The organism is Amycolatopsis sp. CA-211722, assembly GCF_056828465.1.
Map to the genome: position 1 here is coordinate 1,817,089 of NZ_CP184752.1, position 11,973 is coordinate 1,829,061.

Below are 11,973 nucleotides of genomic sequence, written 5' to 3' on the forward strand. Positions count from 1 at the left end.
AGACATGCTGTCCGAAGCCGCCCAGCTCGCGGTCGGCGCCCTCGTGGTGCTGCTGCCTGGGCTCGCGATCCTCCTCACGGCCGGCCTTCGCGAGCGGTTGTGGCTCGCCGGGCTCTCGGCGCCGCTCACCATGGGCTTCGTCCTGCTGGTGTCGCTCTTCACCGGGGTCACCGGGATCCGGTTCGGATTGCCCGCCGTCGTGATCGCGCTGGTCGTGGTGCTGCTGCTGATCGGCGGGGGCAGGATGCTGATCGTCCGCCGCCGCCCGCCCGCCGAGGCCGTCGAGCCGGCCGAGGACGACCGGCTGCGCGCGCTGGCGGGCAGGCCCGCCCGGATCGCGCAGCTCCTCGGCGCCGTGATCGCGCTGGGCGGGGTCGTGCTCGGCGTCCGCATGTGGCACAAGGGCCTCGGCTCCTGGGCGACCCCCACCCAGGAGCACGACACCGTCACACACGCCGTGCTGACCGCGTACACGCACTTCACCGGGCGCGCGGCGCCGTGGCAGGTGCTGCCGATCGACGTCGTCAACGACACGAACATCCAGTTCTACCCGCCGGGCTTCACCGACGTCAGCGCGCTGCTGACGGACATCTTCGGCGACACGATGCTGTCCATCAACCTGGTGACCGTCGTGTTCACGGTGATCGTGATGCCGCTTTCGGTGGCCGCGCTGACCGCCGCGGTCCTCCGGCACGGCCGCGTCGGCCGCGGCTGGGTCGAACTCGCCGCCGGTGTCGCCGCGCTCGTCTCCGTGCAGCTCTACCGCCCGGCCATCGCCTTCGCGCACGACGGCGGGGTCCTGCCGAACGCGGCCGCGCTGGCGATCACCCCGGGTCTCGTCGCCGTCATGCTGGTGATCGGCAAGCGCCACTGGGGACGCGCCGTGCTGATCGGTGTCGCCATGGCCGGCGCGTTCAACCTGCACCCGAGCGCGCTGACCTCGATCGCGTTCACCACGGTCGCGGCCATGCTCGGCCTGCTGGTCACGCGGTCGGGCAGGCTGGCGTTCGTCCGCTCGCTGCTGCCGCTGGTGCTGGCCGCCGTCGTCACCGTGGTACTGCTGATCCCGAGTGTGCTGGCGTTGCTGCGGCTCGGTGGCGGCACCGTTTCGGACGCTCCCGCGAACATCCGCGGGGTCCCCCTCGGCGATGCCTTCGGCGTGCTCGTCAAGCTGCCCTACGGCGGCTACTTCGACCCCGGCAACACGTTGAGCCAGCTGACGCTCGGTGTCCTCGGCCTGGTCGGCCTGGTCTTCGCGGTGCTCTCGCGGCGCGCGTGGACGCTGGTGACCACTTGGGTCTTCTGGGCCGCCGTCATCGTGACCTACCACAATTCGCCCAACACGGGCTTCGGCGCGATGGTCGGCCGGTACTACTACCGGGTGGCCAGCAGGATCGACAGTCACATCTACCTGCTGATCCCGACGCTGGTCGGCATCGTCTTCGTGGTGATCGGGCTGGTGCTGGTCTCGGGCAAGGCGCGCAACCCGATCCCGGTGAAGGCGCGGCCCGCGATCGCCTTCGGGCTGACCGTGGTGCTGCTCGGCGCGCTCACCGTGACCACTTTCCGCGGCTACATGAACACCGCCGCCTTGTCGCTGAGCCAGCGCTACTCCGCCCCGCAGTTCTCGCGGTACTCCGACCAGGACGACGCCGCCGCGAAGTGGCTGAAGGAGCACGCGGCACCCGGCGAAGCGATCCTCAACAACGCGAACGACGGCTCGACACTGCTCTACGTCGACTACGACCTGCCGATCGTCAACATCGTCCCGGACGGGCACAGCCCGATCAAGGAGAACGAACTGCTGCTCGCGCGGTTCAACACCTACCCTGCCGACTCGCAGGTGCAGGACATCCTGCGCCGTAAGAACATCCGCTGGATCTACGTCGACACCGTCGCCCCGACGGTCGGGACCGACGGTCGGCACTGGAGCGGCGACCGGTCCTACGCGCTGGCGCCGGGGTTGAGCAACCTCTCCGGGCTGCCGGGACTGACGAAGACCTTCACGTCGGGCAGCGTCAGCGTTTACCGGCTCGACCTGCCGCCACAGGGCTAGGCGTCGGCTTTCGTGGTCCCGGGTCCGCCGCGGACCACGAAAGCCATGACGACCAGCAGGCCGACGGTCGGCCCGGCGGCGAGGCCGACGACGGCGCGCATGACCGTGTCGCCGGGGAAGAACAGCAGCACCAGCGCGGTCGCGACGACGACCGCGGCCCACGTGATCAGCACCTTCGTGGCCTTGGCCTGCGCGACGAGGACGGCAGCGAGCAGCTGCATCGCGGCCAGCAGCACCGAGGACCAGACCAGTCCGGCCATCCACCAGGCCTCGGGATTGTTCTTGGCGTCGTAGACCAGGCGCACCACCCACGGGCCGATCAGCCAGCCGATCAGCGCGCCGAGGGCCGCGAGTGCCAGCGCGCCGGCCGAGCCGAGGGCGAGCAGCTTCCGCAGCCGGTGCTTGCCCTCCTCGGTGCTGGAGAGGCGCACCACGGTCGGGACCGCCAGCGCCTGGACCGGGGCCATCAGCGTGAGCGGCGTCCTGGCCACGAACAGGGCCAGGAAGAGCACGCCGAGCGCGTCCTTGTCGCCGCCGGGCGCGAGCAGGCTGACCAGCGCCGGGTAGCCGGTGATGACGCTCGCGGTCAGCCCGGCGCCCGCGAGCAGCATCAGCATGTTCATGACGACCGGCTTCGCGGGCTCGTCGGCGTCCAGCTTCGGGTCGACCAGCTTGGCGGCGCCGCGGGCGAACAGCAGCCAGGCGAACGAGCCGGTCGCGGCGGCGATGGCGAACCAGTACAGCTGGGTGAGCCCGGCGACCACCAGCGCGGCGACCACGAGGATCCGCACGGCGGCCTCGACCAGGATCAGCCACGAGTAGGACCGGACGTGGTCCTGTCCGATCAGCAGGCCGCGCGCGGCGAACTGGAAGGCGAACGACAGCCCGCCCGCGAGCACGATCACCGCGAGCGCGAACTGGCCGCCGTAGACCTTGCCGGTCACCGCCGGGATGAGCGTGAACAGGGCCGCGACGCCGACCGCGACCAGGCTGGTGACGAAGGCGATCACCGCCGGGCGGCCCGCCTTGCGGCCTTCGAGCGCGGCATGCGCGGACTGGCGCGAAATCTCTTGTTCGAGCGGGGACAGAGCCGCGCCCAGCCCCATCAGCATGCCCCAGAAGGAGAGCAGGACCGCGTTGTCGGCAGGCGACAGCGTCCGTCCCCACACGACGGTCAGGACGTAGCCGAGCGCGATGGCGATCAGCAGGTAGACGCCGATGCGGCCGGCGGATTTCCCGGTGTCCTTGGCCAGCTCTTCGCTGCTCACCGCGTTGCTCATTTACGCAGCCGGGCCCGCAGCGCCATGAGGAGGCCCCGGAGCGCTCCGGCGCCGAAGCCGGCGGCGAACACCGGGGTGAGCTGGGCGACCGCCTTGGCCTCGGCCTTGGTCGCGCCGAACTTCGTCACCGCGAACCCGGCGGCCGTCGACCCGGCGGCGGCCAGCGCGACGGCGGTCTTCGGGCGCTTCGCGGCGACACCGAGGCCGAGCACGCCGATGGCCATCGCGGCGAACAGGCCGTTGCGCGCGGGGCCGGGCGACGCGAGATACGAATCGACGAACGTGGTGCCACGGAAGTACGACTGCCCGACGAACTTCTTGAACGAATCGCGGCCGTGATAGGTCGCGGAGAACTCCGGCGCGAGGAAGATGCGGTGGCGTTCGGCGATCCAGCGCAGCACACCCGTGTCGTCACTGGCGAAACGGACGTCTTCGAAGAGCGACTCGAACGCGTTGGACGAATCCTCGAGAACATCCTTCGGCGCGGAAAAGAATCCGGTGCCTTTGGGGAAGACGTCGAACTCTTCGATACCGAACGACATCAACCGCGGGTTCGCGCAATAACGGCGCCACGGGATCTTGACCAGTCCCGCCATGAATCCCGCGTACGGATTGTGTTCGGACGCGACGTTGATGTGGCCGTTCCACACCGTGCGCTCGGGATGGTCGACGAGCTGGTCGCGGAGGAAGGTGAGCGAGCCGGAGTCCACGATCACGCGGCTGTCGAGCAGCAGGATCTGCCGCCCGGAAGCCTTGGCGATCCCGGCGCGGCGCGCCTCGAACCGGCCGCTGTTCGGCTGGGTGAGGACGGTGATGCCGTACAGCTCCTGCAGCTTGGCGAGCTTGTCGCCGGTGCCGTCGGTGCTGCCGTCGTCGACCACGACCACCTCGACCGGCCAGTTCGCCGCCTGTGCCGACGCGAGCAGCGCCCCGACACTGCGATCGATCCAGTCCTGCTCGTTGTAGACCGGGATCACGACGGACAGGGCCGGAAGGAGCGAATTCGCACTCACCCCGGCGAGGCTACCTTGCGCGGCCCACCAGTATCCTTCGGGCACCGCAGACCCCGACAGAATGGCTCTTCCGGTGATTTCCTTCATTCTCGGCACCACGGCGGAACTGATCAAAATCGCGCCGGTCTACCACGGCATCCTCGAACGCGGGGTCCGGCCGAAGATCTGGTTCACCGCGCAGCACGTCGACGAGGTCTCGGACGTGCTCGCCGACCTGAACCTCCCGGAGCCCGACGTCTGGCTCGTGCCGAAGGAGAAGGCGCACAACCTGGAGTCGCCCGCGCAGGTGCCGGGCTGGGCCACGCAGGTGCTGCGCACCGCGTGGAGCCGCCGCGCCGAGCTGAAGGCCGCGCTGGTCGAGGACGGGCGTCCGCCGCTGGTCCTGGTGCACGGCGACACCTTCACCACGCCGTACGGCTCGCTCATCGGGAAGCGGATCCTCAAGTCGCGGGTCGGGCACGTCGAGGCGGGCGCGCGGTCGGGCAGCATCATGTCGCCGCTGCCGGAGGAGCTGAACCGGAAGATCGCCGCGAAGATCGTCGACATGCACTTCGCGCCGAGCGCGCGTGAGGTGAACAACCTCCGCAACGCGCGCGGCGTCGTCGTCGACACCGAGGCGAACACCGCGATCGACGCGATGCGGATGGCCATCAACGGCCCGCTCGACGTCGAGGGCCTGCCGGAGAAGTTCGGCCTCGCCACCCTGCACCGCTTCGAGCTGGTCTCGCGCGCGGAGAAGTACCGCGAGGCGCTGGAGATCCTGCGCGAGCAGAGCAAGCAGATGCCGATCCTCTACATGGCGGGCGCGCCCGAGCGCGAGAAGATCCGCTCGCTCGGCCTGGCGAACCTGTTCGACGAGAAGAACTTCATCATCCAGCCGAAGATGCGGTACCTGAAGTTCCTGCCGCTGGTCGCGCGCGCCGAGTACGTCGTCACCGACTCGGGCGGCCTTTCGGCCGAGTGCTACTACCTCGGCCTGCCGTGCGCCGTGCACCGCGAGCGCACCGAAACGCCGCAGCACCTCGGCGAGACCGTCGTGCTGACCGAGATGCGCGGGGACAAGCTGCAGAACTTCCTCGACACCTACCAGAACCGCCGCGGCGAGTCGTGGGTCGACAAGTTCCACCCGTCGGAGATCATCGTCGACACGCTGGCCCGCCTGGGCTACTGCTGAGGCTTCGCGCTCGCTTACGAACGCTATGAACGGTCCGTTCCTTGCGAATTTTGCAAGGAACGGACCGTTCATAGCATCGGGACCTTCTGGCGCCGGCGAGCCTGACGACCGTGTCGCGCAAGCCACTTTCGGGACGCTAGACGTCGCGAAAGTGGCTTTCGCGACATGCCATCCCCGCGGCCCAAGTACATGAAGGCCCCCTTCATGTACGTCTAGAGGGCCCGCCGCCCCGAGAGAGCGCGACCCAGCGTCAGCTCGTCCGCGAACTCCAGGTCACCGCCCATCGGCAGCCCCGACGCGAGCCGCGTCACGGTCAGGCCCGGGAAGTCGCGAAGCATCCGCACGAGGTACGTGGCGGTCGCCTCGCCTTCGGTGTTCGGGTCGGTCGCGATGATGATCTCGCTGATCTCCGCGCCGCCGATCCGGGCGAGCAGCTCCCGCATGCGCAGCTGCTCCGGTCCGATGCCGGACAACGGGTCCAGCGCGCCGCCGAGCACGTGGTAGCGGCCTTTGAACTCGCGCGTCCGCTCGACGGCGAGCACGTCCTTCGGCTCCTCGACCACGCAGATGACCGTGAGGTCGCGGCGGGTGTCGCGGCAGATCCGGCAGGTCTCCTGCTCCGAGACGTTGCCGCAGACCTCGCAGAACTGCACGCCTTCCTTGACCTTGCCGAGCACTTCCTGCAGGCGCGCGATATCCGCGGGATCCGCTGCCAGCAGGTGGAAGGCGATCCGCTGCGCGCTCTTGGGACCGACGCCGGGCAAGCGCCCGAGCTCGTCGATCAGATCCTGGACGACACCCTCGTACAAGCTAGCCGCCGAGCCCGGGGAAGCCGCCGAGGTCCGGCATCCCGCCGCCGAGGCCGCCGGCCAGCGGGCCGAGCTTCTGCTCGGTCAGCTTCTGCGCGTTGGCCGAAGCGTCCCGCACGGCCGCCACGACCAGGTCGGACAGGGTCTCGACGTCGTCCGGGTCGACCACCTTGGGGTCGATGGACAGCGACTTGAGCTGGCTGTCGCCGGACACGGTCGCGGTGACCAGGCCGCCGCCGGAAGTACCGGTCACCTCCGTGTTGGCCAGCTCCTCCTGGGCTTCGACCAGCTTCTGCTGCATCTGCTGGGCCTGCTGCATGATCTGCGACAGGTCGAAGCCGCCACCGGGTTGCACCATGATCCGATCGGTCCTCTCCTGGAAAATCCCGTGCCGCCTACCAGCCTAGCCGTCACGTGTGTGGCACCGTGGGCGCCGTGCGACGACGGCTGGGCCTGGTGGTGGCGATCGGATTGACGCTGTTCACGGCGTGCGGGGTGGACACCCCGGCGTCCTCACCGTCGAGCCCGGCTCCGCCCGGCACCACGACGGTCTTCACCACTCTTCCGCGGCCGAGCGCCACGACGAGCGCGCCACCGTCGAGCGCGCCGCCGCCTCCGAGTACGCGGCAGCCGAAGACGGGCAAGGTCGTCGTGCTCGATCCCGGTCACAACGGCGGGAACTCGGGCAAGCCCGGCGAGATCAACCGGCAGGTCCCGGCGGGGCGCGGCAAGACGAAACCGTGCAACACCACCGGAACGTCGACGAATTCCGGCTATGCCGAGCACGCGTTCACCTGGGACGTCTCACAGCGGATCTCGCAGGCGTTGGCGGCCAAGGGAATCCGTGTCGTCCTCACCCGCCAAAGCGACACCGGGGTCGGGCCGTGTGTCGACGAACGAGCGGCGATCGGGAACGAGGCGCAGGCGGACGCGGTCGTGTCGATCCACGCGGACGGCTCGAATTCCGCCGGGGCACACGGTTTCCACATCGCCTACTCGGCCCCGCCGCTGAACGCGCAGCAAGGCGAACCCTCGCTGAAACTCGCGACGGCGTTGCGGGACGGTCTCCGCGCGGGCGGCTTCCCGACGTCGACGTACCTCGGGTCGGACGGGCTCGCCCCACGCAACGACCTCGGCGGGCTCAACCTCTCGACGCGGCCCGCGGCGCTCGTGGAATGCGGGAACATGCGCAACGCCGCCGAAGCCGCGGCGATGGCGAGCGAAGAAGGTCGTCAGCAGTACGCCGCCGTCATCGCGAAGGCCATCGAGGACTATCTCGCGCGGCCGTGAGAGGCGCGGACGCGACATCTCCCCTTGCCGCGTCCGCGATCCCCTCCTCACGTACCGCCTACCCAGCGTCACCGATGGACCCGCGCCGGGCCACCCCTTTTCGCCCCAGCGAAAACATCACCGGCGCGAGACCTCCCACGGCGTCCCACGGGCCGCTGTCTCCGCAGGTCGGAGCCGGGTCTCCGTCCCAGCCTCCCGGATTGGGCCGAATGGCTTGCCCCGGCCCGTCCGGCACGTTTGAGTTACCGGCGGAGAAGGAAATGCCGTCTTGAGGGGGACAAGGCATGACTCTGCGCATGATCTTCGATCGAAAGGACCTCCAGGGGATCCGGATAGCCGAAGCACCCGACCCGCTGTGGGAGCTGGTCCTCGGTTCGCATCAGCTGAGGGAGGACCATCCGTCGGCCTGGCGGCAGCAGGTCCGGCTGAACCTGCGCGAGAACGAACAAGCGGCACGATCGCTGAAGACGTTGTTCACCCTGGTTCCACCGAAGGGGAACTTTCCCGACTTCCTGACCCCGCCCACGTCGGCGGGCTCCTTCGAAAGCGGGCTCGAGGCGGTGGCGTGCACGCCTCGTGGCCGGTTCCGCGCCGATCTCCGGACCGTGTTCACCGGCGCCGCGCCGCCCTGGGTGAAACGGCTCGCCGACGGTGATCGCGAGGAGGTCGGCGGGGTCGTCGGCGCGCTGCGGGACGCGTACGGGCTGATGATCGAGCCGTTCTGGCACAGCATGCGCGAGACCGTCGCCGCCGACCGGGCCTCCCGGGTCCGCACGCTGGCCACCGAGGGGGCGGGGGCGATGATGCGCGGTATCCCCGGCGTCCGCGGCTGGGACGGCGAGATGCTGGAGATCGCGTACCCACGGGAGCGGACCGTCCATCTCGACGGCCGGGGGCTGACCTTGATCCCGAGCCGGTTCTGCGCGAACACGCCGGTCACGTTCATCGATCCGGCGCTGCCACCGGTGCTGCTCTATCCGGCAAAGGCGGCCGGCGCCCACCCGGCGGCCGTGTCACCCGAACTGGTGGCGCTCCTCGGCAGGACCCGCGCCGAAAGCCTCGGCGCGCTGCGTGTCCCGCGCACGACCAGCAAGCTGGCTTCCTGTCTCGGCACGTCGATCGGCACGGCGAGCAAGCAGGCCGCCGTGCTGCGCGAGGCAGGCCTCGTCGCCAGCGTCCGGCAGGGCAGCGCCATCCTGCACCACCTCACCCGGCTCGGTACGGCGCTGCTCACCGGGGACTCCGTTCCCTGACCCCGCGTTTCGTCCTCTGGTTGCGGTCCTTGCGCGTGCAAGGACCGCAACCAGAGGACTACTTGCGTTCGTCGAGGGGACGCGCGTTGAGATGGTCCGCGAGCAGCTTCCGGGCGATCTCTTCCGGATCTTCCTCGGGCGGGAGCGGCGGAGGAGGCGGCGCGGGGCTCGCGTCCTCGTTGTAGAGGTCCTCGTCGTCCTCGACCGGTTCGGGCGGGAGCGGGATGTCCGGCTCGGCGGTCGTCACCTTCGGCCGCTGGGGTTCCGGCTTCGGCGCGGGAGCCGCCGGAGGAGCGCTGGGCGCTTCGGCGGACCGGCGGGTGAAGGATCGCTCGGGCGCGGGTGGCGGCGGCGCGGCCTTCGGAGCGGCCGCCTGCCGGGCCTGCGCGGCGCCGTGGACGCACCGCACCTGCCAGTCCCCGCCGAAGACCTCCTTGAACGCCGTCGCGACACGTTCCGCGTTGTGCGGCTCGGAGAGCCGTCGAGCCAGCGGCTCGGCGCTGTGCGTGAGCGTGACGGCGTTGCCCTCGACGGTCACCACGCTCGCCTGCGTGAGCATCGCTTCGGTGCTGCGGCCGCCCGGGACCTTGCGGATCGCGGCGAGCACCTGCGGCCAGCGGCCACGGATCCCGTCCACGTCCGATACGGGCGCCGCTCCCCCGGACGCCGCGGCGGGCGCGGGCGGCGCGGCGGGCGGCGGGGTCGGCGCGGAAGGCCGTTGCGGGGCGGGCCGCTCGGCGACGGGCTCGGGTCGCGCGGCGGGCTGGGGAGCCGGTGCGGCCTGCTGCTGTACGGGCTGTTGAGCGGGCGCGGCGGCTCGTTGCGACGGCCGCTGGAACTCACGCACGGGCTCGCCCGAGGGAGGAGCGACCGGGGCGGACTGCGCCACCGGAGCGGCCTGAGCGGACGGTGCCGGTGCGGCGGCGACGGGCGCGGGACCCGCGGCGGCACGGCGTTCGAGCCGTTCGAGGCGGGCGAGCAGCGCGTCGGTGCCCTCGGCGACCGACGGCAGCAGCATCCGGGCCGTGAGCAGTTCCAGCACCAGCCTCGGCGAGGTCGCGCCCCGCATCTCCAAAAGTCCATTGTGGACGATGTCGGCGTAGCGCGAGAGCGTGGCGGGCTCCAGTTTGCCCGCCTGCTCCTTCATCTTCTTGAGCTCGTCGTCCGGCGCGGAGACCAGGCCGCGTTCGCCCGCGTCCGGCACCGAACGCAGCATCACCAGGTCGCGCAGGCGGTCGAGCAGGTCGGTGGCGAACCGGCGCGGATCGTGCCCGGCCTCGGCGAGCCGCTCGACGGTGCCGAACACCGCGGCGGCGTCGTCCGCGGCCAGCGCGTCGACCATGCCGTCGATGAGCGCGACGTCGGTGACACCCAGCAGCGACACGGCGCGCGAGTAGTCGACGCCGTCCGGCCCGGCGCCGGCCAGCAGCTGGTCCAGCACCGACTGCGTGTCCCGCGCGGAACCCCCGCCCGCGCGGATGACCAGCGGATACACCGCGGGCTCGACCTTCGCGCCCTCGGCGGCGACGTTGCGCTCCAGCAGGTCACGCATGGAGCTCGGCGGGATCAGCCGGAAGGGGTAGTGGTGCGTCCGGGACCGGATGGTGGGGAGCACCTTGTCCGGTTCGGTGGTCGCGAAGATGAAGATCAGGTGCTCCGGCGGCTCTTCCACGATCTTCAGCAGGGCGTTGAAGCCCTGCGTGGTGACCATATGCGCCTCGTCGATGATGAAGACGCGATAGCGTGAGTCGGCCGGGGCGTAGAAGGCCCTGTCCCGCAGCTCACGGGCGTCGTCGACGCCACCGTGGCTGGCGGCGTCGAGCTCGGTGACGTCGACGCTGCCGGGGCCTTCTGGCGCGAGATTGCGGCACGAGTTGCACTCGCCGCACGGATCCGGCGTCGGGCCCTTCGCGCAGTTCAGCGACCGCGCCATGATGCGGGCGCTGGACGTCTTGCCGCAGCCGCGCGGGCCGGAGAAGAGGTAGGCGTGGTTGATGCGACCGGCGGCCAGCGCGGTGCGCAGCGGATCGGTCACATGCTCCTGCCCGACGACCTCGGCGAAGGTAGCCGGACGGTACTTTCGGTACAGCGCTAATGCCACGGCCGCGAGACTACCGGGAGGGCCCGACAGGTGAGACCGGCACCGACCCCCGGCAGGTATCCGGTGGGCTTCGGCACCGCCGAACTGCTCCAGGACGCCGACCGCCCCAACGCCTGGATGATCTCGGTCGACGGCGTCGCCCAATCGCACGTCAACCTCGACGATCCCACCGATCTCGAATTCGACTACATCCGCCGCATCGCCGACGTCGTCGACTGTCTCGGCGAAGGCCCGCTGGACGTGCTTCACGTCGGCGGGGCGGCCTGCACGCTCCCTCGCTACATCACCGCGGCCCGGCCGCGCTCACGGCAGCTGGTCTTCGACGCCGACGGCGAACTCGTGGCGCTCGTCCGGGAGCAGCTGGGCCTGAAGGGGTTGAAGGTCCGCGTCGGCGACGGCCGCGAAGGCGTCTCCGGCAGGTACGACGCTTCGGCCGACCTGGTCATCGTGGACGCTTTCGAACGTGGCGTGCTGGCCGGCGGGCTCGCGACCGTCGAGTTCACGAGCGAGATCGCGCGGGTCCTCCGCCCGGCCGGGACCTACGTCGCCAACGTCTCCGACGGGCCGAACCTGCCGTTCCTCCGCCGGTTCCTGGCGACACTGGCGACTTCGTTCCCCCACCTGGCGATCTTGGCCGAGCCGGGCGTCCTCCGCGGCCGCCGCTTCGGGAACATCGTGGTCGCCGCTTCCCGCGTCGAGCTCCCGGTGACCGAGATGACCCGCCGGGCGGCTTCCTCGGCGTACCCGGCGCGCTGCGTCGCGGGCGAAGACCTGCGTGACCTGCAAGGCAAGGCGAAGCCCATCACGGACGCGGAAGCCCTGCCGTCGCCCGTGCCGCCGAAGGACGTCTTCGGGATCTTCTAGCCCCAAAAAAAAAGGGGATCCCGCGCACCCGTCAGAGCTTGCTTATCCTTGCTGCCTTCCGGCCCTGGGGAGGTTCACAAGATGGACGCCGCGCGGGATCCGGGGACCAGTGTAGTCACTCCCGTCCCGGCAT

The 11,973-nt window shown here is 70.3% G+C and carries 10 protein-coding genes and 1 other RNA gene; 5 read left to right on the plus strand and 6 right to left on the minus strand.

The features are described from left to right. The first annotated feature begins 4 nt into the window (after window positions 1–4). A complete protein-coding gene (locus ACOCEP_RS08955) occupies window positions 5–2,056 on the plus strand; it encodes a DUF6541 family protein (protein ID WP_482336829.1) in 2,052 nt (683 codons plus the stop codon). Here ACOCEP_RS08955 and ACOCEP_RS08960 read toward each other — a convergent pair. Beyond that, window positions 2,053–3,336 (minus strand): polysaccharide biosynthesis protein, encoded by a 1,284-nt coding sequence (locus ACOCEP_RS08960; RefSeq protein WP_482336830.1) that lies wholly within the window; start codon window positions 3,334–3,336, stop codon window positions 2,053–2,055. The two genes, ACOCEP_RS08955 and ACOCEP_RS08960, sit on opposite strands and share 4 nt — an antisense overlap. After that, complete coding sequence (locus tag ACOCEP_RS08965) at window positions 3,333–4,349, minus strand: glycosyltransferase family 2 protein (RefSeq protein ID WP_482336831.1); 1,017 nt, start codon at window positions 4,347–4,349, stop codon at window positions 3,333–3,335. The genes ACOCEP_RS08960 and ACOCEP_RS08965 overlap by 4 nt, the downstream gene beginning before the upstream one ends. Window positions 4,350–4,410: 61 nt before the next feature. On the opposite strand from ACOCEP_RS08965, the gene ACOCEP_RS08970 reads away from it, so the two are divergent. Next, complete coding sequence (locus ACOCEP_RS08970) at window positions 4,411–5,523, plus strand: UDP-N-acetylglucosamine 2-epimerase (protein ID WP_257483280.1); 1,113 nt, start codon at window positions 4,411–4,413, stop codon at window positions 5,521–5,523. A gap of 212 nt (window positions 5,524–5,735) precedes the next feature. Here ACOCEP_RS08970 and recR read toward each other — a convergent pair whose 3' ends face one another. Continuing rightward, on the minus strand, window positions 5,736–6,332 hold the full coding sequence (gene recR / locus ACOCEP_RS08975) for a recombination mediator RecR (protein WP_005166260.1): 597 nt from the start codon (window positions 6,330–6,332) through the stop codon (window positions 5,736–5,738). Window position 6,333: 1 nt separating this feature from the next. Further along, a complete protein-coding gene (locus tag ACOCEP_RS08980) occupies window positions 6,334–6,690 on the minus strand; it encodes a YbaB/EbfC family nucleoid-associated protein (RefSeq protein WP_007035126.1) in 357 nt (118 codons plus the stop codon). A 68-nt stretch (window positions 6,691–6,758) separates the two neighbouring features. On the opposite strand from ACOCEP_RS08980, the gene ACOCEP_RS08985 reads away from it, so the two are divergent. Together ACOCEP_RS08985 and ACOCEP_RS08990 are read left to right on the plus strand one after the other, a co-directional pair. After that, a complete protein-coding gene (locus tag ACOCEP_RS08985) occupies window positions 6,759–7,622 on the plus strand; it encodes an N-acetylmuramoyl-L-alanine amidase (protein ID WP_482336832.1) in 864 nt (287 codons plus the stop codon). Between the two features lie 284 nt (window positions 7,623–7,906). Further along, window positions 7,907–8,875, plus strand: coding sequence for an ArsR/SmtB family transcription factor (locus ACOCEP_RS08990; RefSeq protein WP_482336833.1), 969 nt, complete (start codon window positions 7,907–7,909; stop codon window positions 8,873–8,875). 58 nt (window positions 8,876–8,933) lie between these two features. Here ACOCEP_RS08990 and ACOCEP_RS08995 read toward each other — a convergent pair whose 3' ends face one another. After that, entirely contained in the window at window positions 8,934–10,976 is a 2,043-nt protein-coding gene (locus tag ACOCEP_RS08995) for a DNA polymerase III subunit gamma and tau (RefSeq protein WP_482336834.1), read from the minus strand. A gap of 30 nt (window positions 10,977–11,006) precedes the next feature. On the opposite strand from ACOCEP_RS08995, the gene ACOCEP_RS09000 reads away from it, so the two are divergent. Next, window positions 11,007–11,840, plus strand: a complete 834-nt coding sequence (locus ACOCEP_RS09000; protein WP_482336835.1) for a spermidine synthase — start codon at window positions 11,007–11,009, stop codon at window positions 11,838–11,840. A 9-nt stretch (window positions 11,841–11,849) separates the two neighbouring features. Here the strand turns inward: ACOCEP_RS09000 and ffs are convergent. Continuing rightward, window positions 11,850–11,944: signal recognition particle sRNA small type (gene ffs / locus ACOCEP_RS09005), an RNA gene on the minus strand. Between the last annotated feature and the right edge of the window lie 29 nt (window positions 11,945–11,973).